Origin of the sequence: Patulibacter defluvii (assembly GCF_034096925.1) — a bacterium.
Lineage (GTDB): Bacteria > Actinomycetota > Thermoleophilia > Solirubrobacterales > Solirubrobacteraceae > Patulibacter > Patulibacter defluvii.
In genome coordinates this window covers 44,994-65,793 of record NZ_JAWZSQ010000020.1, presented here as the reverse complement: position 1 = coordinate 65,793, position 20,800 = coordinate 44,994, and the positions used below count along the sequence as shown (strand labels likewise).

Below are 20,800 nucleotides of genomic sequence, written 5' to 3'. Positions count from 1 at the left end.
AGGGGTCGTCTCCCGCCGCCCGCGGGCGGTCAGCGGCGGACGCCGCCGAGCACCAGCGCGGCCAGCTCCTCGTAGGCGTCGGCGTCGTGCAGCCCGGTCGTCCGCAGCACGGTGCCGTCCTGGATCCGGGTCATGGTGGCGGCGACCGTGTCGGCCACGAACGCGGCGTGGACGGCCCGGAACTCGCCGCCGTCGACGCCCTCGGCGATCAGCCGCCGGACGCGGGCGGCCGCGGCGGCGGTGTTCTGCTCGTAGACCTCGGCCGCGGCGGCGTGCTCGGCCAGGTCGGCCATGAACCGCGGCGACGCCGGCCGCAGGGCGTCGGCGACCGCCCGCAGGTAGGCCACGATCCGCTCGGCCGGGTCGTCGTGGGCGGCGGTCCGCTGCTCGACGAAGGCGGTCGCGCGGCGGAAGAAGTGGCGGACGACGCCGGCGGTCAGCTGCTCCTTGGTCCGCCCGAGCGCGTAGAGGGTGGTCTTCGAGCAGCGCAGCCGTGCGGCCAGGTCGCTGAGGGTGAAGCCGGCGAAGCCCTCGGCGAGGAACAGCTCGACCGCCTCGTCGAGCAGTTCCACGTGCCGCTCGGTCACCGTCGTCGCCATCCCGGAAGGGTAGCGTGATGATCCCACGATCAGTACTGCAGTATCGCTCTTGGTACTGTGTGGCCATGCCGGCCGACCGCCTCCTGCCCTCGCCCGAAGCCGAGGCCGTCGTCGCGATGGCCCGCGACGTCGCCGCCGCCGAGCTGGCGCCGCGGGCCGCCCGCGCCGAGGCCGAGGCCGCCTTCCCCCGCGACGTCTTCCGCCATCTCGGCGAGCTGGGCCTGCTGGCGATGCCCTACCCCGAGCAGCTGGGCGGCGGCGGGCTGCCATACGAGGTCTACCTGCAGGCGCTGGAGGAGCTGGCCGGCGCCTGGTCGAGCGTCGCGGTCGGGGTCAGCGTCCACGTGATGTCGTGCTACCCGCTGGCCACCCACGGCAGCGACGCCCAGCGCGAGCGGTGGCTGCCGGGACTGCTCTCTGGCGAGCTGCTGGGCGGCTACAGCCTCTCCGAGGCCCAGGCCGGGTCGGACGCGGCGGCGCTGCGGACGACCGCCGACGCGACCGCCGGCGGCTACCGGATCCGCGGCAGCAAGGCCTGGGTGACGCACGGCGGCGAGGCCGACTACTACGCGCTGTTCGCCCGCACCGACGAGGACCGGACCCGCGGCATCAGCTGCTTCCTGGTCCCCGGCGACGCCCCCGGCCTGAGCGCCGAGCCGCCCGAGGCGAAGATGGGGCTGACCGGGTCGACGACGGCGACGATGGTCTACGACGACGTCGTGGTCGCGGCCGAGCGGCGGATCGGCGACGAGGGCGAGGGGCTGCCGATCGCCCTCGCCGCGCTCGACAGCGGGCGGCTGGGGATCGCCGCGGTCGCCGTCGGGCTGGCCCAGGCGGCGCTCGACCACGCGGTCGCCTACGCCCAGCAGCGGGAGACGTTCGGCAAGCCGATCATCGACCACCAGGGGCTCGGGTTCCTGCTCGCCGACATGGCCGCGGCGGTCGAGTCGGCGCGGGCGACGATGCTCGAGGCCGCCCGCCGCCGCGACCGCGGGCTGCCCTTCAGCCGCCAGGCGTCGATCGCCAAGCTGGTCGCCACCGACGCCGCGATGCGGGTCACGACCGACGCGGTCCAGGTGCTCGGCGGCTACGGCTACACCAAGGACTTCCCGGTCGAGCGGCTGATGCGGGAGGCGAAGGTGATGCAGATCTTCGAGGGCACCAACCAGATCCAGCGGCTGGTGATCTCGCGCCACCTGGCCCGCACCCGCGCCCGCACGCTGGTCGCGACTGGGTAACGCCCCCTCCAACGCGCTCGCGCGCCCCCGCCGTAAGTGGGGGGTCGGCGCCTCATGAGGTTCCCGCCGCCGGAGCGCAGCATCGGTTCCGCACTCACGGGAGAGGCGGACCTCATGGGCACCAAGCAGCTGACGGCGCAGGACATCACGGAGCTCTTCGACGCGTACGCGACGCGCGTCCAGGCGTTCTGCCAACGCGTGCTGGGATGCCCGGCCGCCGCGGAGGACGCGACGCAGGAGACGTTCCTCAACCTGCTGCGGCGGCAGCCGGCGGTCCGCGACGACCCGGACGCGCTCCGGACCTACGTCTTCGCGACCGCCCGCAACGCCTGCTGCGACCTGCTGCGCCGGCGGCGGGCGGTGCTCAGCCTCGACGCCCTGGCCGAGGCCGGCGACCGCGCGGCCGACCCGGTCAGCACCGACCCCCGTCACGACCCGGAGCGGCGGGCGCTCTCGTCCGAGCTGCGCGGCGACCTGCTGACCGCGCTGCGGGCGATCCCGCCGCGCCAGGCCGAGGTGATGGTGATGCGGGTCGCCGAGGACCTGACCTACCACCAGATCGCCGACCGGATCGACAGCAACGCCAACAACGTCGCCCAGATGCTCCACCGCGCGCGGCGCAACCTGAACCAGGCGCTGCAGCCGGTGGCGGTCTGAGCGCGCGCGGACGCTCGTCCCGCCGACCGCCAGCCGGTAGCGTGCGGCCGGTACGGGCCGTGACCGGGTGGGGGACGGCGTGAGGGTCGAGGACGAGTTCGAGCACGGGGTGGCCCGCTGGGGCCGGCAGCGGTTGCTGGAGCGCGACGCCGAGCTGGCGGCGCTGCGGTCGGCGCTGCGCGACGCCGCCGTCCTGCGGCGGGGGCGGGTGCTGCTCGTCCGCGGTCCGGCCGGGATCGGGCGCAGCGGGCTGCTGGCCGCCTTCCGCCAGGAGGGCGAGGCGGCCGGGGCGCTGGTCGCCGCGGTCGGCGGGGTCCCGACCCGCGCCACCGTCGGCCACGGCAGCGTCCGCGAGCTGCTGGGGGCGCTGGCCGCCCGCGGCGCCCGCCCGCCGCGCGGGGCCCGCGCCGCCAGCGCCTGGCGGGTGGTCGCCGAGGCGGGCGCGGCGGCGCCGTCGGTGATGCTCGGCGAGGGCGCGCAGGTGATCGCCCGCGGGCTCAGCGACTACCTGCTGGAGCTGGCGGCGGAGCGGCCGACGCTGCTGGTGGTCGACGACCTGCAGTGGGTCGACGAGCCGAGCCGGCGGACGCTGGCGCTGCTCGCCCAGCGGCTGGCCGACCAGCCGCTGGTGCTCGTCGCCGCGGTCCGGACCGGCGACGGCGACCCGGTCGCCGCGCCGGCCGCGCTGCTCGGCGACCCCGCCGACGCGCAGCTGCTGGAGCTGCGGCCGCTGAGCGAGCGGGCGACCGCGGCGATCGTCGCCGGCGCCCTCCGCGATCCCGGGATCGAGCGGCTCGGCCGCCAGTGCCACGAGCTGACCGGCGGCAACCCGTTCCTGACCGTCGAGGTCGTCGCCGAGCTGCGGACCCGCTGGCGCGAGGGCGCGGCGGCCGGGCTGGCGCTGCTGGAGGGCGGCCTCGACCGCTTCGTCGACCACCTGCTGGCCCGCGCCGAGGCGGTCGGGCCCGACGCGACCGCGGTCGCCGAGGCGGTCGCCGTGCTCGGACCGGGGGCCCGGATCGACGACCTGGCCGCGCTCGCCGGCCGTCCGGTCGAGGCGGTCGCCACCGACCTCGACGGGCTGACCGAGGTCGGCCTGCTGTCGGAGGACGACGCCGGCTTCCACCACCCGATCCTGCGCTCGGCGCTCTACGAGGCGATCGGGCTCCGTCGCCGCCAGCAGCTGCACGAGGAGGCCGCCCGCCGCTTCGCCGACCGCGCCGCGCCGGCCAGCGACGTCGCCACCCACGTGCTGGCCGCCCGCCCCGGACGGCTGCCGTGGGCCCGCGAGGCGCTGGTCCGGGCCGGCCAGGAGGACCTGCTGGCCGGTGCCCCCGAGACCGCCGTCCGCTACCTGCGGCGGGCGCTGGCCGAGGACGCCGCCCCGGCCGAGGACGCCGTCGTCCACGCGCTGCTGGCGCTCGCCCACTGGCAGACCGGCGACCCGGTCGCCGCCGCCGACGCGATCGATCGGGCCGTCGCCGACGCGCCCGACGACGAGACCCGGCTGCGGTGGGCGATCGAGCGCAACACGATGATGACCTCGCACGCCGACACGATCGACGCGGCGTTCGCGGCCTTCGCCGCCGTCCACGAGCAGGTCGCGGGCCGCGTCTCGGCCAGCGCCGCGCTGGCCGCCGACGCCTGCCTGCTGGCCAACGAGCTGCTCTTCCGGCCGACCGCGGTGACCGCCGCGGTCGACCGCCACCGCACGCTCGAGGGCCGCGAGGACGGTGAGCAGCAGATGCTCTCGATCCTCGCCTGGCGGGCGTTCGTGGCCGGCGAGCCGCGCGACGAGGTGGTCTCGCTGGCCCGCCGCGGGCTGGCCCACGGGACCGTCGCGATCGAGGCCTTCCTGCTCCGCAACGCCGGCTACTACGCGTCGTTCGCGCTGCTGCTGGCCGAGGACCGGCCGTTCGTCTCCGACGCGCTGGCGGGCTGGGAGCGGACCGCCCGCGACCTCCACGCCCTCTTCGGGACCGCCGGCCTGCTGATGCTGCGGGCCTACGACGCGCTGGCCGTCGGCGAGCACCCGGCCGCGGCCGAGCGGGCGGCCGAGGCGCTCGACCTGACCGGCGCCCACGCCAGCCTCGGGTTCATGGCCCTCAGCTGCCGGATCCGGGCCCTGATCGAGCTCGACCGCGTCGACGACGCGCGGGCGGAGCTGGAGCGGGCGGGGGTCGCCTTCCCGCTGCCGGCGACCGCCCTCACCAACCCGCTGCTCCACGCCCGCGGGCTGCTGGAGCGGGCCGCGGGCGACGACGACGCCGCGGCGGCGACCTTCCGCGCGGTCGGCGAGGCGGACGCGCGGGCCGGGATGGCCTTCTCGCCGGCCACGCCGTGGCGGCTGGAGGCGGCCCGGATCGCCCACGACCGCGACGACGCCGCGACCGCCCGGACCCTGGCCGCCGCGCACCGCGACCACGCTCGCCGCTGGGGCGCACCCGGCGCGCTGGCCGTCGCCGAGGCCACGGCGCGGCTGGTCGGGCTGGAGCAGGACGACCCGGCGCCGGTCGCCGACGGCTACGTCCAGGCGACCGTCGAGCAGCTGCTCGGCCAGGCCGTGCTGGGAGCGGGCGACCAGCCGGCCGCCCGCCGCTGGCTGCGGTCGGCGCTCGACCGGCTCGACCCGGACCGCCACCCGCGCCGGGCACGGCTGGTCGACGAGGCGCTGCGCGACGCCGGCGGCCGCCGCAGCGCCCGCGAGGACGACCCGCTCGGGCTGACCCCGGCCGAGCGGCGGATCGCCGAGCTGGTCGCCGAGGGACTGTCGAACCGCCAGGTCGCCGACGCGCTGGTGCTGCAGCCGAAGTCGGTCGAGAACCAGCTGGGGCGGATCTACCGCCGGCTCGGCGTCCGCTCGCGCCAGGAGCTGGTGCGGGCCCTGCGGCGGGCCGGCGGCGGCTAGGCGACGGCGTCGACCGCCATCCGCGAGCGCAGCTCCTCGCGGCCGCGGACGCCGAGCTTCTGGTACGTGCGGCCGAGGTGGTTCTCGACCGTCCGCCGGCTGACGTACAGCTGGCGCGCGATCTCCTCGCTGCGGAGGCCGTCGGCGGCCAGCCGGGCCACCCGCCGCTCGGCCGCGGTCAGCGCGTCGAGGCCGCTGAAGGCGAGCGCCCGCGGGCGGCTGCGGAGCACGGCCAGCTCGGCGGCGGCCTGCTCGGCCAGCGCGTGGGCGCCGCACCAGCGGGCGGCCCGCAGGACGTGCTCGAAGCGGTCGGCGGCGACCCCGCGGCGACCGGCGCGGCGGTGCAGGCGGCCGGCCACCAGCAGCCCGTGGGCGTGCTCCAGCCGCAGCTCGGCGTCGCGCAGGGCGGGCAGGCCGCGCTCGACCAGGGCGGCGTCGCCGGTCACCTCGCCGAGCACCCGGTGGGCCTCGCCGAGCAGCGCCCCGCCGCCCCAGCGCTGGGCGTGCTCCAGGTGCTCCTGGGCCAGCCGCCGGGCCTCGCCGGTCCGGCCCAGCCGCAGCAGCGCGACCGCTGCGCCGCCGCGCCAGGTGCGGATCGGGACCGCCAGCGCCGGGTCGCGGCGCTCCTCCTCGCCGAGCGCCAGGAACCCCGCCAGCGCGGCCGCGTCGTCGCCGCGGGCCAGCCGCAGCTCGGCGTCGGCGTGCAGCGCCCGCAGCCGGTGCTGGGGGTCGCTGGCGTCGAGCACCGGCACGACCGCGGCGGCGGCCTCCTCGAAGCGGCCCTGCTCGCGCAGGCACTGGCTGAGCAGCGGCAGCATGATCGCGTCCCAGCGCGGCGCGCCGGGCAGGCCGCGGAACTCGGTCACCTCCTCCTCGCAGCGGCGCAGGTCGCCGAGCGCCAGGCAGGCGGTGGCGTGGCCGACCAGCAGCAGCGCGACCGCCATCCGCGACGACGACGCCCGCGCCCGGGTCAGCAGCGGCTCCAGCAGCGAGAGCGCCTCGCGGGCGGCGCCGCAGGCCACCATCCCGGTCGCGGCGACGCTCAGCTGGACGGTCACGATCGGGGTCAGCGGCACGTCCGGCGGCGGCGTCGCCCCCTGCCGCGACAGCTCCAGGATCGCCTCGCGGTCGCCGCGGGCCAGGTACTCGTAGCGGGCCCGCATGCTGAGCGTGCTCCAGGCCAGCAGCGGCTCGATCGCGTAGGCCTCGTCGTAGGCCGTGATCTCGTCCGGGGTCCAGCCGCCGAAGGCGGGGAAGGTGACCGCGGCGGCGGTGGTCAGCAGCACCTCGGCCTCGAGCCGCCGGTGGGGATCGCGGGCGGCCGGCCCGCGCAGGACCGCCCGCAGCCGGTCCATCGCCTGGCGGCTGCGGCCGGAGACGGTCAGCGCCCGCGCCTCCAGCAGCTCGGCCGCGAGCGACTCGGGGCCGTCGCCGCCGCGGTCGAGGCCGTGCAACCGGCGGGCGGTGGCGATCGCGTCGTCGAACCGGCCCAGCTCGATCAGCAGCTCGGCCAGCTCGCGCAGCAGGTCGCCGAGCCGGTCGCGCGGGGCCGGCTCCTCGATCGCCCGCCGCAGCAGCCGCACGGCGTGCTCGGGGTCGCCCTCGCGGCGCGCCACCGCGGCCTCGTCGCCGAGCGCCCGCACCAGCGGCTCGGAGCCGGTCGGCGCGGCGGCCAGCGCGTGGACGGCGGCCGCCCGCCGGTCGCCGGCGGCGAGCAACGCCTGCGCGGCCCGGCCGTGCAGCAGCGAACGGGCCGAGGCGGGGATGGCCGCCAGCACCGCCTCGCGCACCAGCGGGTGCTCGAAGCCGCCGTCGTCGCCGAGCAGCCCGCGACCGCGGAGCCGCTCGGTGGCCGCGGCGACCGCCTCCGGGGGCCGGTCGAGGACGGCGGCGGCGACCGCCGGCGGGGCACCGTCGAGGACCGCCAGCGCGCGGGCGGTCCGCAGCGCGTCGCGGTCGAGCGCGGCCAGCCGCCGGCCGACCGCCTCCTGCACGCTCAGCGGCACGTCGTCGGCGTCTGCGCCCTCCAGCCGCTGGCGGGCGAGGGCCACGACCAGGAACGGGATCCCGCCGCTGCGGGCGACGAAGCCGTCGAGCTCGGCCGCGGTCGGCCGCAGCCCGTGGTCGGCGAGCAGCGCGCCGACGCCGGCGACGGTCAGCGGCCGCGGGCGGACGACCGTCGCCCCGAGCGCCGCCAGCCGCTCGGCCAGCGGGCCGCCGCCGTCGGCGTCGCGGAGCCCGGCGACGAACAGCAGCGGCAGCTCCTCGGCCCACTCCTCCAGCAACCAGCCGAGCACGTCGAGCGAGGCGCGGTCGGCCCACTGGAGATCGTCGACGCAGGCCAGCAGCGGCCGCTCGGCGACGGCGCCCTCCAGCAGCTCGCTGATCCGCGGCGCGATCCGGCCCGGGTCGAGCTCGCCCTCGTCGAGCGGCGCCGCGGCCGCGGCCGGGCCGGCCGGCACCCCGCCGACCGCGTCCGGCAGGGCGTCGACCAGCCGCTCGACCAGCCCCAGCGCCAGCGGCGACTCGATCTCGCGCCCGACCACCCGCACGACCGCCGCGCCGGCCGCCTCGGCCGCGGCGGCGGTCGCGTCGAGCAGCGTCGTCTTGCCGACCCCGGGCGGCCCGGCGACGACCACGGCCCCGCCGCGGCGCGCCGCCGTCAGTCGCTCGACGCGGCCGGTCAGCATGGCCAGCTCCCGCTCGCGTTCGGTCAGCCCGGCCATCAGCGGTCGAGGGTCTCCAGCAGCCGGCCGATCGCGGCCCGCGAGGCGGGCGAGCGGACGACCTCGACGAAGCCGCGGTCGATCCCCTCGGCCGCCTCGTGCATCCGGCCCAGCACCGGGGCCCGGAGCGCGCGCTTGGTGAAGCGGAAGGCCGGCAGCGAGCCGCCGGCCAGCCGCGCCGCCTCGGCGATCGCCCGCGGCAGCAGCTCGTCGGGGGCGCAGAGCTCGTCGAGGATCCCGATCGCGTGGGCGCCGTCGACGTCGAGCTCGGTGCCGCGCAGCGCCAGCCGGGTGGTAGCCGGGCCGCCGATCGCGCTGGCCAGCAGCTCCAGGTAGGTGCGCGGCATCGGGATCCCGATCGGGACCTCGTTGAGGGCGAAGCGCGCGGGTCCGCGAACCCCGATCCGGACGTCGGCGCAGAGCGCGGTGATGAGGCCACCGGCGTAGGCGTGTCCGTTGACGGCAGCCACGAGCGGACGATCGAAGGCGAACAGGCGCAGGTTGGTCGCGAAGTAGCGATCCTTCCACGCCAGCAGCGCGTCGTGGTCGCCGTCGCGGAAGAGCTCGGCGACGTAGCGGACGTCGAGCCCGGCCGAGAAGGTCCGGCCCTCGCCGGTCAGCACCAGCGGCCGCTCGCGGTGCTCGTCGTCGAGCCGGTCGAGGGTCGCGTGGAGAGCGGCGTAGAAGCGCTCGTCCTGGCGGTTCGCCGGGGTGCCGGTGATGGTCGCGACGGCCACGCCGTCGTGGACGGCGATCGGCCACGGGGGGACCGGCTGGTCGTGGGCAGGGGTCGACGGGCGTGGCGAGGTCACGCCCGGACAACCGCCGGGCGCGGCCCGAGTTACGGCGCCGCGCGCGCGGCCGGCGTCGGCGGGGCCAGCCCGGCCACCAGCTCGCGGGTGACGGCGGCGACCGCGGCGACCGGGTCGCGGTGCTCGAGGATCGCCCGCACCAGCCGGCTGCCGACGATCACCCCGTCGGCCCCGGTGGCGGCGACCGCCCGCACGTGCTCGGCCGTGGAGACACCGAAGCCGACCGCGACCGGCAGCTCGGTCAGCTCGCGGACGCGGGCGACGGTCGGCGCGGTCGATTCCGGCATCGCCCCCCGCTCGCCGGTCACCCCGCCGGCCTGGGCGACGTAGACGAAGCCGCCGCCGGCGGCGGTCGCGGCCCGCAGCCGCGAGGCCGGGGTCGACGCCGCGACCACCGGGATCCAGCCGATCCCGTGGCGGGCGCACGCCACCTGCACGTCGAGGGCGGCGTCGACCGGCAGGTCGGCCACGATCAGGCCGCAGACGCCGGCCGCCCGCAGCGCGGCCGCGAACCGCTCCGGCCCGCGGGCGTGGACGGCGCTGGCGTAGCACATGACCACCACCGGGACGACCGGCGCGATCATCGCCACGCCGCCCAGGATCCCGTCGATCGTGGCCCCGCGCTGGAGCGCCGCGCGGCCGGCGGTCGCGATCGCCGGGCCGTCGGCGGTCGGGTCGTGCGAGGGCAGTCCGACCTCGACGAAGGCGGCCCCGGCGGCGGCCGACGCGGCGGCCGCGGCGCAGCTCAGCTCGACCGTCGGGAAGCCACCGACGACGAAGGTCCCGAGCGCGGCCCGCCCGGGCGCGCGCCGGATCGCCTCGGTCAGCCGCTGGGCGCCGCTCACGCGATCGCCTCGACCCGCGCCAGGTCCTTGCCGCCGCGGCCCGAGAGGCAGACCACGGTCAGCGGCGATGGGTGCTCCAGCACCCAGGCCAGCGCGTGGGCGGCCTCGATCGCCGGCAGGATCCCCTCGCTGCGGGCGAACGCGCGGTAGGCGGCGACGGCGCGGGCGTCGTCGACGGCCACGTAGCGGGCCCGGCCGCGGTCGCGCAGCTCGCCGTGCTGGGGCCCGGCGGCGGGGTAGCGCAGCGCTTCGGCGATCGACCGCCGCGGGACCGCGTGGCCGTCGCGGTCGCGGATCACCGGCACCCGCGCGCCGTGCAGGATCCCGGCCCGCGCGCCGCTGGTCAGCGGTGCGGTCCAGCCGTCGCCGGCCTCGACCCCGACCAGCTCGACGTCGTCGTCCTCGAGGAAGGCGGAGAAGATCCCCCAGGCGTTGGCGCCGCCGCCGACGCAGGCCACCACCCGCGCCGGCCACTGGCCGTCGGCCCGCAGCTGGGCGCGGGTCTCGCGGCCGATCACCGCCTGCAGGTCGGCGACGATCGCCGGCAGCGGCGCCGGTCCGACGCACGACCCGGGCAGGAAGTGGGCCCGCTCGCCGTCGGCCATCCAGTCGCGCAGGGCCTGGGCGAACGCGCCCCGGACCCCGTCCTCGGCGCCCGCCACCGGCACCACCTCGGCGCCGAGCATCCGGATCCGGGCGGCGGCCGCGCCGGTCGCCGGGCCGGCCAGGTGGACCGTGCAGGCCAGGCCCAGCTGGGCGGCGGCGGTCGCGGTCGCGATCCCGTGCTGGCCGGACGCGCTCTCGGCGATCAGCCGCTCGCGCCCGAGCCGCCGCGCCAGCAGCGCCTGGCCGAGCGCGTTGGTGATCTTGTGGCCGCCGCTGTGGAGCAGGTCCTCGCGCTTGACGAGCACCGGGTGGCCGGCCAGCTCGCTGAAGCGCGCGGCCCGGTGGAGCGGCGTCGGCCGGCCGGCGAAGCGGTCGAGCAGCGCGGTCAGCTCGGCGGCGAAGAGCGGGTCCTGGCGGGCGGCCGACCAGGCGCGGTCGAGCTCGATCAGCGCCGGCACCAGCGGCTCGGGCACGAAGCGGCCGCCGAACGGCGGCCGCGGCGGCGCGTCGGTCGGCGGGGGCGCCGGAGCGGGGCCGGCGTCGGTGGGGGTGGTGGTCGTCATCGCGTTCCCGTCGTGGGTAAGGCCCGGCCACCCCGCTCCGTCTTCGACTGCAACCGACGGCGGCAGGGGCCGCATCGACAGCGACGACGGAACGGAGCGGGAACTTATGACCACGCAGGGGGCGACCAGCCAGCATCCTCACCACCGGCTCTCGGTGCGGAGGGGCGAGGACAGCGTCTTCGCGATCGGCGACCGGCGGATCGGGGGCGAGACCTTCGCCCTGATCGCCGGACCATGCACGATCGAGTCGGCCGAGCAGGTGCGCGAGACGGCCGAGGCGGTCCAGGCCGCCGGCGCGACGATGTTCCGCGCCGGCGCCTACAAGCCGCGGACCTCGCCCTACGCCTTCCAGGGGCTCGGGCTGGCCGGGCTGCGGATGCTGGCCGAGATCCGCGACGAGCTGGGGATGCCGGTCGTCACCGAGGTGATGGACGCCCGCCAGGTCGAGGACGCGGTCGAGCACGCCGACGTGATCCAGGTCGGCGCCCGCAACATGCAGAACTACACGCTGCTGGCCGAGCTCGGCCGCTGCGACCGGCCGGTGCTCCTGAAGCGCGGCCTGGCGGCGACGATCGACGAGCTGCTGGCGGCGTCGGAGTACGTGCTCCACGGCGGCAACGAGCGGGTGCTGCTCTGCGAGCGCGGGATCCGCACCTTCGAGTCCTCCTACCGGTTCACGCTCGACGTCTCGGCGATCCCGGTCCTGAAGGAGCGCACCCACCTGCCGGTGATCGTCGACCCGAGCCACGCCGCCGGCCGCCGCGAGTGGGTGACCCCGCTGTCGCTGGCCGCGGCCGCCGCCGGCGCCGACGGGCTGATCGTCGAGGTCCACCCGCGGCCCGACGAGGCGGTCTGCGACGGCCGCCAGTCGCTGCACGTCGACGACTTCGCCGGCTACGCCGAGGCGGTCGCGCGGGTCGTCGCCGCCACCGGCCGCCAGGCGGCCGCCGCGCCGGTCGCGCTCGGGGCCTAGGACGATGGCGATCGCGGTCCCGGAGCGGACGCTCGGCGTCCGGCCCTCGGTCGACGCGGTGCGCGACGCGCTGCGCGAGGGCTCCTGCGCCACCGTCTGGACGACGTTCTTCGACGACGAGCTGACGCCGGTGGCCGCGTACCAGCGGCTGCGGGGCGACGGGCCGTCGTTCCTGCTCGAGCCGGCCGGCGACGACGGCGCCGCCGGCCGCCACGCCTACATCGGCGTGCGGCCCGCGGCCGTCCTCCGCTGGCACCTCGGCGATCCCGGCGACCCGTACCGGCTGGTGGCCGAGGCGGCCGGCCGGGCGGCGCGCGACGCCGGTCCGCCGCTGCCCTTCCGCGGTGGCGCGGTCGGGCTCTTCGGCTACGACCTGGTGCGGACCGTCGAGTCGCTCGGCCCGACCCCGCCCGACGAGCTGGGCCTGCCCGACCTGGCGGCGATGGTGACCGACGTGGTGGTCGCGATCGACCGCGTCGCCCACGAGGTGACGGTGATGGCGACGGTGCGGCCGGGGGAGGACCCGGCGCTCGGCCGGGCCGAGGCCGCGCGCCGGATCGCCGAGGTCCGCGAGCGGCTGCAGTCGCCGCTCGACCCGATGCCGGAACCCGCGGTGGCCGCGGGCGGCTTCCGCGGCGGGACCGCGCCCGAGCGCTACGAGCGGATGGTCGAGACCTGCGTCCGCTACATCGAGGCCGGCGACGCCTTCCAGGTGGTGCCGTCGCAGCGCTGGTCGGCGCCGCTGGCCGGCGACCCGTTCGACGTCCACCGGGCGCTGCGGGCGGTCAACCCCGCGCCCTACCTGTTCTTCCTCGACTTCGGGGACTTCCAGCTCTGCGGCGCGAGCCCCGAGCCGCTGCTGCGGGTCCGCGACGGGGTCGCCAGCACGTCGCCGATCGCCGGCACCCGCCGCCGCGGCGAGGACGAGGCCGAGGACCAGCGGCTGGAGCGCGAGCTGCTGGCCGACGACAAGGAGCGGGCCGAGCACACGATGCTGGTCGACCTCGGCCGCAACGACCTCGGCCGCGTCTGCGCGCCGGGCAGCGTGCGGGTCGAGCGGCTGATGGACGTCGTCCGCTGCTCGCACGTGATGCACGTCGTCTCGCGCGTGGACGGGGCGCTGGCGCCCGGGGTCGACGCGATCGACGCGCTCCGCAGCACGCTGCCCGCCGGCACCCTCAGCGGCGCGCCGAAGGTCCGCGCGATGCAGATCATCGACGAGCTGGAGGCGGTCAAGCGCGGGCCCTACGGCGGCGCGGTCGGCTGGCTCGGCCACGACGGCGACCTCGACACGGCGATCGTGATCCGGACCGCGGTGATCCGCGACGGCCGGGTCCACGTCCAGGCCGGCGCCGGCGTCGTCGCCGCCTCCGATCCCGGGCGCGAGCGGCAGGAGACGGTCGACAAGGCGCGGGCGGTCGTGCGCGCCGTCGAGCGGGCGGGCGGTGCGGCATGACCCGCGTGCTGATGGTCGACAACTACGACTCCTTCACCTACAACCTGGTCCAGTACCTGGCCGAGCTGGGGGCGGAGGTCGACGTGGTCCGCAACGACGCGGCGACGACCGCCGAGCTGCTGGCCCGCGGCTACGACCGGGCGGTGATCTCGCCCGGACCGTGCACGCCCGACGAGGCCGGGATCAGCGTCGAGCTGGCGCGGGCGTTCCCCGAGGCCGGGGTGCCGCTGCTGGGCGTCTGCCTGGGCCACCAGTCGATCGCGCGGGCGTTCGGCGGCCGGGTGGTCCGCCACGCGCCGGCCCACGGCGTCGCGTCGCCGATCGAGCACGACGGGCGCTCGCTCTTCGACGGCCTGCCGTCGCCGGTCCCGGTCGGCCGCTACCACTCGCTGGTCGTCGACGCCGACCTGCCGCCGGCGCTGGAGTGCAGCGCCGACGCGGTCGTCGACGGGACCCGCGTGGTGATGGCCCTGCGCCACCGGACGCTGCCGGTCGAGGGCGTCCAGTTCCACCCCGAATCGATCCTGACCGAGCACGGCAAGCGCCTGCTCGCCAACTTCCTGGAGGCAGCATGAGCACCCCCGGCGACCTGCGCGCCGCCCTCGGGCGGATCGCGCGCCACGAGCCGCTGACCGCCGACGAGGCCGGCGCCGCGATCCGCGTGATCATGGCCGGCCGCGCCGCGCCCGAGCAGACCGCGGCGCTGCTGCTGGGCCTGCGGGCCCGCGGCGAGACCGTCGACGAGCTGATCGGCGTCGCCCGCACGATGCGGGCGCTGGCGACCCCGGTCGCGCTGCCCGACCCGGACGGGCTCGTCGACACGGCCGGCACCGGCGGCGGCCGCCCGAGCTTCAACGTCTCGACGCTGGCGGCGCTGATCGCCGCCGGCGCCGGCTGCCGCGTGGCCAAGCACGGCAACCGCTCCAGCACCAGCCGCTCGGGCTCGGCCGACGTCCTGCGGGCGCTCGGGGTCGAGCTGGGCGCGGCGCCGGAGGCGGTCGCGGCGACGATCGAGGAGACCGGGTTCGGGTTCCTCTACGCCCCCGCCCACCACCCGGCGATGCGCCACGTGGTGCCGGTCCGGCGGGCGCTGGGGGTGGCGACGATCTTCAACCTCGTCGGCCCGCTGACCAACCCGGCCGGGGTCCGGCGGCAGGTGATCGGCGTCGCCGACGCCGGCGCGGTCGGCCTGGTGGCCGAGGCCGCGGCCCGGCTCGGCGCCCTCCACGTGCTGGTGGTGCGCGGCGACGACGGGCTCGACGAGCTGAGCCTGGAGACCGACTCGCGCGTGATCGAGGTCCGCGACGGGCGGATCGTCGGCGACGCCCGGATCGGGCCGGAGGCGTTCGGCCTCGGCCGCCGCCCGATCGACGACGTCGCCGGCGGCGAGCCGGAGGAGAACGCCGAGCGGCTGCGCGCGGTGCTGGCCGGGGAGCCGGGCAGCGCCCGCGAGATGGCGCTGCTGAACGCGGCCGCCACGATCTACGTCGCCGGCCGCGCGGCGACCTTCGGCGAGGCCGGGGCGCTGGCGCGGGCGTCGCTCGACAGCGGCGCGGCGCGGATGGTGCTGGAGCGGGTCGTCGCCCGCGTCCCCGAGGCGGTGGCGGCATGAACGTCCTCGACCGGATCGTCCGGACCACCGCCGACGACCTGGAGCGGCGCCAGCGGCGGACCTCGCCGGCCGAGCTGCAGGCCCGGGCCCTGACCGCGCCGCGGCGGGCCTCGTTCGCCGCCGCACTACGGGCCCCCGGCCTGTCGGTGATCGCCGAGCACAAGCGGCGGTCGCCGTCGCGGGGCACGATCCGCGCCGACCGCGAGCTGGCCGACGTCGTCCGCGACTACGAGCGGGGCGGGGCGGCGGCGCTCTCGGTGCTGACCGAGCAGCGGCACTTCGGCGGCGAGCTGAACGACCTGATCGAGGCCGCCTGGGTGACCGAGCTGCCGCTGCTGCGCAAGGACTTCGTGATCGACCGCTACCAGCTGCTGGAGGCCCGGGCGGCCGGCGCGTCGGCGGTGCTGCTGATCGTGGCGGCGCTGCCGACCCGCGAGCTGGCCAGCCTCCACGACGCGGCGCTCGACCTCGGGCTCGACGTGCTGGTCGAGGTCCACGACGCGGTCGAGCTGGACGTGGCGCGCAGCATCGGCGCCCGGATCGTCGGCGTCAACAACCGCGACCTGCGCGACTTCAGCGTCGACGTCGAGCGGACCTACCGGCTGCTCGACGGGATGCCGGCGGGCGCGACGGTCGTCGCCGAGTCGGGGATCCGCGGCGCCGACGACGTCCGCCGGCTGGCCGCCGCCGGGGTCGACGCGGTGCTGGTCGGCGAGGCGCTGATGGCGTCCCCCGATCCGGTCGACGCCTGCCGGGAGCTGACGTGCGCCTGCGCATGATCACCGCCGGCGAGTCGCACGGGCCGGGCCTGACCTGCGTCGTCGAGGGCCTGCCGGCCGGGCTGCCGCTCGACCGCGACGCGCTCGACGACGACCTCGCCCGGCGCCAGCTCGGCCACGGTCGCGGCGGGCGGATGCGGATCGAGCGCGACCGGGTCGAGGTGACCGCCGGCGTCCGCCACGGCCGCACGCTCGGGTCGCCGGTCGCGCTCCAGGTCGCCAACCGCGATCACGCCAACTGGGCCGAGCGGATGAGCCCGTGGCCGGTCGACGCCGAGATCCCACCGGTGCGGCTGCCGCGTCCCGGCCACGCCGACCTGGCGGGGCTGCTGAAGTACGGCCACCGCGACGTCCGCGACGTGCTCGAGCGGGCCAGCGCCCGCGAGACCGCGGCCCGCGTCGCCGGCGGTGCGCTCGCCCGCGCGCTGCTGCGCGAACTGGGGGTCGAGGTCCGTTCGCACGTGACCCGGATCGGCGACGTCGAGACCGCGCTGCGCCCGCGCGAGCTGGCGGCCTTCGCCGGCGTCGACGAGCACCCGGTGCGCTGCCTCGACCCGCAGGCCGGGGCGGCGATGGTCGACCACATCACCCGCCAGCGGAAGGCCAACGAGTCGATCGGCGGGGTCTGGGAGGTGGTCGTCTTCGGGCTGCCGGTCGGGCTCGGCTCGCACGTCAGCTGGGAGCAGCGGCTCGACGGGCGGCTGGCGGCCGCCGTCTGCTCGATCCAGGCCTGCAAGGGGGTCGAGTTCGGCGACGGCTTCGCGCTGGCGGCGCGGCCCGGATCGGCGGCTCACGACGAGCTGTTCCCGGGCCTGGAGCGGCGCACGAACCACGCCGGCGGGCTCGAGGGCGGGATGACCACCGGCGAGCCGCTGGTGATCCGCGGCGCGATGAAGCCGATCCCGACCCTGACCCGGCCGCTGCGCTCGGTCGACCTCGGCACGGGCGAGCCGGCGGCGGCGCTGCGCGAGCGGACCGATTCCTGCGTGGTCCCCGCCGCCGGCGTGGTCGGCGAGGCGATGGTGGCGTTGGTGCTGGCCGACGCCTGCCTGGCCAAGTTCGGCGGCGACCACCTGGACGACGTCCGCGCGGCGCTGGCCGCCTACCGCGAGCGCTGCGACGCGCTGGTGCCGGTCGCGGCGCCGTAAGGCGCGGTGGCCGGGCCGAGTCTCCCAGGCAGGGAGCGCCGTCGGGGAGGCGGCGCCCCGCCGACGAGGAGAGAGACGTGAGAACGCTCCGCAAGCTGCTGCTTCTGGCGATCGTGCTGGGAGCAGCGTTGACCGGACCCACCACCGACGAGGCCCGCGCGGGCCTCGTCTGCGAGCTGACGCCCCAGCTCTGCAACACCCTCAGCTACGAGTACGTCACGACGACGGAAACCGGCGGCCAGCCGATCGTCCGCACCCACAAGGCGCTGATCGACGTGCCGACGGTGCTCAACGTCGACGACGACCTGGCGCCCGAGCTGACCGCGACGCTGCTGACGATCTCCGGCACCAGCGCCACGGTCGACATCAAGCGCAACGGGCTCGGCTGGCCGAACGGGCAGAAGCTGCGCACGAAGGTCGAGGTGCGGCTGCCGTACACCGGCGCCAAGCGGATGGCCTTCGGCTACGACGGCCGGCTCGACACGGCGCCGACCGCGTTCAAGGCCAAGCTCAAGGCCCCGACCGCGACCGACGTCAGCGTCGGGGTCACCCAGGAGGGCGCCGGCGCGAAGACCGCGGTCACCGGCGCCACCTTCACCCCCGACGGCGACGCCCGCAAGGACCCGACCGGGATCGAGGCCCGCTTCTCGGCGCTGCCGGCGCAGCTCGACCTCAACGCCCAGATGACCGACGCGCCGGTCTTCCAGCTGACCGCGCCCGGCCGCCCGACGCTCGACCTGAAGGTCGACAGCAGCGCCGGTCCCGAGACCCAGCGGATCAACGCCCACGTCGAGCAGCTGCCGACCTGGACCAAGGTCACCTACGCGCCGAACGCCGACGGCCGCCACGTCGTCTGGGACGCCGCCCAGGTGGCCAGCCGCGGGAGCTTCGACTACACCCGCTTCGTCGGCGGCGTCGACCGCGAGCACGTCGGGATCGTCGGCGAGGACGTGCCGCAGAAGCTGCTGGTCGACCAGACCGGCGACCAGCTGACGGTCGACGGGGCGACGGCGGCCAAGAAGCTGCGGGCCCAGGTCGACGGCGTCCAGCCGATCTTCCAGGCCAACGGCCAGAGCGTCCGCTCGCTCTACGCCTCGCTGACCGGACCGACGAAGAAGACCGTCGCCCGCTACGTCGGCGGCGCCGAGGGCTACCGGCTGACCCCCGAGGGCGGCACGATCGACGAGGTCTCGCTGCGGCTCTCCGACGAGCGCAAGCCGGCCCCGCTCGGCGGCGGCCAGGGCCCGCTGCCGATCTCGGACGGTCAGGCGATCCCGCGCAGCTTCGTCCGCTACCGCGACCGGCCGGGCGAGTTCGACGTCGCCGCGCGCCTGCGCGACGTCCGCGGCGTGGCGCTGCGGACCGACCAGCCGCTGCGGGTCGCGCCCGACGTGGCCAGCCCGCAGCCGCTCGACGTCGACCTGAAGTGGTCGGACGCGGCCGGACCGGTGATCTCCGCCGGCGGCGGTGACGGTCGTGCGCCGCGGCCGCTCTACGAGGTCTGGGGGACGGTCGCCCAGCTGCAGCCGGGGACCGTCCTCCAGCTCGACGACGAGGGCGGCGCCCGCGGGATCCAGTACGACGCCGCCGGCACGGTGACGAAGGCCGATCTGCACTTCCGCGGCTTCGACCTGACCGACCGCGCCGACGTGCTCGACGTCGAGGCCGACGCGCTGCCGGGCAAGCTGACCCTGCAGTCGTCGCCCGACGGGACGATCGTCGGCGGCGCCTCGGCCCCGATCGGCGAGGTCCGCCTGCGGCTGGTCGACCAGAGCGCCAACGCGATCACGCCGCCGCCCGGCAAGGACGGCGTCAGCTACGTCGACACGCCGCAGAGCTTCGGCGTCGCGGCCCGGATCGGCGGCGTCCGGAGCTTCGAGCTGCGGACCGGGAGCACGCAGGTGGTGGCGGTCGACAGCGCCGCCGGCAAGCCGTTCGGCGCCCGGATCACGATGCCGCAGAGCGGGTCGCCGCAGCCGCTGCGGGCCGAGGTCGACCTGGCGAAGCTGCCGCCGAAGGCACGGCTGAGCCTGGAGCCGCGGGCCGGGGGCGGGAAGCTGATCGGCTGGAGCGCCGACGCCGCCGTCCCCAGCGCCACGATGGTCGTCCGCGACGTGCGGCTGACCGAGCGGGCGCGCTACGCGGGCCTGACGGTGACCGACCTGCCGAAGCAGTTCACCGTCGCCACCCGCGACTCCGGCAAGCTCGAGATGAGCGCGGCCGACCCGGTCGGCGGCGTCCGCCTGCGGCTGGCCGACAGCGAGGCGAACACGATCGCCCCGCCGGTCGCCAACGACGGCGCGACCTACGTCGACGAGCCGGCGAAGTTCGCCGTCGCGGTCGCGATCCACGGGCTGCGCAGCTTCGAGGTCGATCCGGGCACGACCCAGGTGGTGGCCGCCGACAGCGTCGCCGGCAAGCCGTTCGAGGCGGTCCTGCGGATGCCGCAGGCGGACAGCGACGAGTCGCTGCGCGGCAAGCTGACGCTGGCCGCGCTGCCGCCGAAGGCGCGGCTGAGCCTGGCGCCGAACGGGAAGGACGGGCGGCTGATCCAGTGGTCGGCCGGCGCCCCGATCGCCAGCGCCCAGCTGACCGTCCGCGGGGTCGAGATCACCGACCGGGCCCGCTTCGCGCGGCTCGACGTGACCGACGTGCCGAAGGCGTTCACGGTCAAGACCAGCGACCGGATCGAGGTCTCGGCCGCCGATCCGATCGGCCGGATCGAGGCCCGGATGACGGAGAAGGAGAGCCGGCTCGACCAGGCGAACCTGGTCAGCAGCCGGATCCCGGCCGACGAGGACGGCTTCGACTACGTCGAGACGGCGGCCGAGTTCTACGCCGTCGGCCGGATCAGCGGTCTCCGCGGGCTGCTGCTGCAGCCGCCGAAGGAGCAGGCCGAGGGCGAGCCGGAGCGCTCGGTCACGGTCGCCAACGTCGACGCGGTCGCCGGTCGCCCGTTCGGGGTCGACTTCGAGCTGCCGGAGAGCGAGCCCGGGGAGTACGAGGCGTCGGGCAAGGACCACTTCTTCCTCAGCGGACGGCTGGCGAAGCTGCGGCCGAAGACGAAGCTGACGGTCGACGTCGGGGCCAGCGGCGACTACGACGAGCAGCTGGCGGACATCGAGTACCAGGCCCAGGGCTCGGCGCCCGGCCTGACGCTGTCGTCGAACGCGGGCGGGGCCAAGAAGCTGACGGTCAGCACCGGTGCGTTGCCGGAGAAGCTGCGCGCCTGCTACTCGACCTACCGCTGGTGCGCGACCTCGGACGCGTACCTGATCGACAAGCGGATCGGCCGCCAGCCGGCGGGCTTCCCGCAGCCGAACGGCACCCGCAACGACTCGGGATCGATCTTCGTCGAGGCGTCATCGCCGATGACGATCCAGGAGCTGACCGTCTGCTACAAGGGCGCGACCTGCACGCTCGCGGACGGCAACGGGATGGACGGGGTGATCTTCCAGAACCTGAAGCTGCAGAAGCTCGCCTTCGACATGTCGCTCGACGAGTACGTCACCGAGTCCCTGCGGCTCCGGGGACACATCGCGGTCGACACCGACGGACATCCGGTCAACGGCCTGGTGCACATCCGCTTCGGCCAGAACGTGACCATGGACGTGAACCGGCTGAGCTACGCGCTCAACGGCCTGCGGGCCGACGACCGGCTGGCGCTGTGGCACACCGCGTCGAAGGGCGCGTTCGAGAAGTCGCCGCTCAACGACTACTGGGCCAAGGGTCCGATCGAGTGCAACGGCGGACTGATCCTGGTCGACGGCGGCAAGCTCGGGAAGGGGCTGCTGATGGCGCAGCAGATCACGCAGATCTTCAACTACGCCCTCTGCGAGAACCACCCGGCGCCGTGATCGCGGCTCGGCAGCGGTAGC

At 76.7% G+C, this 20,800-nt stretch carries 15 protein-coding genes; 10 read left to right on the top strand and 5 right to left on the bottom strand.

All coding sequences use genetic code 11. The features are described 5' to 3' along the window. Positions 1 to 29 precede the first annotated feature (29 nt). Positions 30 to 599 carry a TetR/AcrR family transcriptional regulator gene (locus tag SH587_RS18365; RefSeq protein ID WP_320672103.1) on the bottom strand — a complete coding sequence of 190 codons (570 nt, stop codon included), beginning with the start codon at positions 597 to 599 and terminating at the stop codon, positions 30 to 32. Positions 600 to 664: 65 nt separating this feature from the next. Between SH587_RS18365 and SH587_RS18360 the strand changes: the two genes are divergently transcribed. The 3 genes from SH587_RS18360 to SH587_RS18350 all read left to right on the top strand — a co-directional run bounded on the left by SH587_RS18360 (position 665) and on the right by SH587_RS18350 (position 5,402). Next, positions 665 to 1,837, top strand: a complete 1,173-nt coding sequence (locus tag SH587_RS18360) for an acyl-CoA dehydrogenase family protein (protein ID WP_320672102.1) — start codon at positions 665 to 667, stop codon at positions 1,835 to 1,837. Positions 1,838 to 1,951: 114 nt separating this feature from the next. Further along, the gene (locus SH587_RS18355) at positions 1,952 to 2,494 is read left to right on the top strand and encodes an RNA polymerase sigma factor (RefSeq protein ID WP_320672101.1); all 543 of its coding nucleotides are present in this window, start codon (positions 1,952 to 1,954) and stop codon (positions 2,492 to 2,494) included. A 79-nt stretch (positions 2,495 to 2,573) separates the two neighbouring features. Next, positions 2,574 to 5,402, top strand: coding sequence for an ATP-binding protein (locus SH587_RS18350; RefSeq protein WP_320672100.1), 2,829 nt, complete (start codon positions 2,574 to 2,576; stop codon positions 5,400 to 5,402). On the opposite strand, the gene SH587_RS18345 is transcribed toward SH587_RS18350, so the two are convergent. Genes SH587_RS18345 through SH587_RS18330 form a run of 4 tightly spaced genes read right to left on the bottom strand, consistent with a single transcriptional unit; the run spans position 5,399 to position 10,954 of the window. Beyond that, a complete protein-coding gene (locus tag SH587_RS18345) occupies positions 5,399 to 8,128 on the bottom strand; it encodes an AAA family ATPase (protein ID WP_320672099.1) in 2,730 nt (909 codons plus the stop codon). The two genes, SH587_RS18350 and SH587_RS18345, sit on opposite strands and share 4 nt — an antisense overlap. Continuing rightward, complete coding sequence (locus SH587_RS18340; RefSeq protein ID WP_320672098.1) at positions 8,128 to 8,940, bottom strand: enoyl-CoA hydratase/isomerase family protein; 813 nt, start codon at positions 8,938 to 8,940, stop codon at positions 8,128 to 8,130. Before SH587_RS18340 ends, SH587_RS18345 begins: the two co-directional genes overlap by 1 nt. 29 nt (positions 8,941 to 8,969) lie before the next feature. Then, positions 8,970 to 9,785: a tryptophan synthase subunit alpha gene (gene trpA, locus SH587_RS18335; RefSeq protein ID WP_320672097.1), complete on the bottom strand. Its 816-nt coding sequence runs from the start codon at positions 9,783 to 9,785 to the stop codon at positions 8,970 to 8,972. Beyond that, positions 9,782 to 10,954, bottom strand: a complete 1,173-nt coding sequence (locus SH587_RS18330; protein WP_320672096.1) for a pyridoxal-phosphate dependent enzyme — start codon at positions 10,952 to 10,954, stop codon at positions 9,782 to 9,784. Before SH587_RS18330 ends, trpA begins: the two co-directional genes overlap by 4 nt. A gap of 106 nt (positions 10,955 to 11,060) precedes the next feature. Between SH587_RS18330 and aroF the strand changes: the two genes are divergently transcribed. The 7 genes from aroF to SH587_RS18295 all read left to right on the top strand — a co-directional run bounded on the left by aroF (position 11,061) and on the right by SH587_RS18295 (position 20,779). Beyond that, positions 11,061 to 11,927, top strand: coding sequence for a 3-deoxy-7-phosphoheptulonate synthase (aroF, locus tag SH587_RS18325; RefSeq protein ID WP_320672095.1), 867 nt, complete (start codon positions 11,061 to 11,063; stop codon positions 11,925 to 11,927). A 4-nt stretch (positions 11,928 to 11,931) separates the two neighbouring features. Further along, entirely contained in the window at positions 11,932 to 13,383 is a 1,452-nt protein-coding gene (locus SH587_RS18320) for an anthranilate synthase component I family protein (RefSeq protein ID WP_320672094.1), read from the top strand. Continuing rightward, the gene (locus SH587_RS18315; protein WP_320672093.1) at positions 13,380 to 13,958 is read left to right on the top strand and encodes an anthranilate synthase component II; all 579 of its coding nucleotides are present in this window, start codon (positions 13,380 to 13,382) and stop codon (positions 13,956 to 13,958) included. The genes SH587_RS18320 and SH587_RS18315 overlap by 4 nt, the downstream gene beginning before the upstream one ends. Beyond that, positions 13,955 to 14,995, top strand: coding sequence for an anthranilate phosphoribosyltransferase (gene trpD, locus SH587_RS18310; protein ID WP_320672092.1), 1,041 nt, complete (start codon positions 13,955 to 13,957; stop codon positions 14,993 to 14,995). The genes SH587_RS18315 and trpD overlap by 4 nt, the downstream gene beginning before the upstream one ends. Next, positions 14,992 to 15,774, top strand: coding sequence for an indole-3-glycerol phosphate synthase TrpC (gene trpC, locus SH587_RS18305; RefSeq protein WP_320672091.1), 783 nt, complete (start codon positions 14,992 to 14,994; stop codon positions 15,772 to 15,774). Before trpD ends, trpC begins: the two co-directional genes overlap by 4 nt. Further along, positions 15,759 to 16,922 carry a chorismate synthase gene (aroC, locus tag SH587_RS18300; RefSeq protein ID WP_320672090.1) on the top strand — a complete coding sequence of 388 codons (1,164 nt, stop codon included), beginning with the start codon at positions 15,759 to 15,761 and terminating at the stop codon, positions 16,920 to 16,922. The genes trpC and aroC overlap by 16 nt, the downstream gene beginning before the upstream one ends. A 77-nt stretch (positions 16,923 to 16,999) precedes the next feature. Further along, on the top strand, positions 17,000 to 20,779 hold the full coding sequence (locus tag SH587_RS18295; protein ID WP_320672089.1) for a hypothetical protein: 3,780 nt from the start codon (positions 17,000 to 17,002) through the stop codon (positions 20,777 to 20,779). Positions 20,780 to 20,800: the final 21 nt, after the last annotated feature.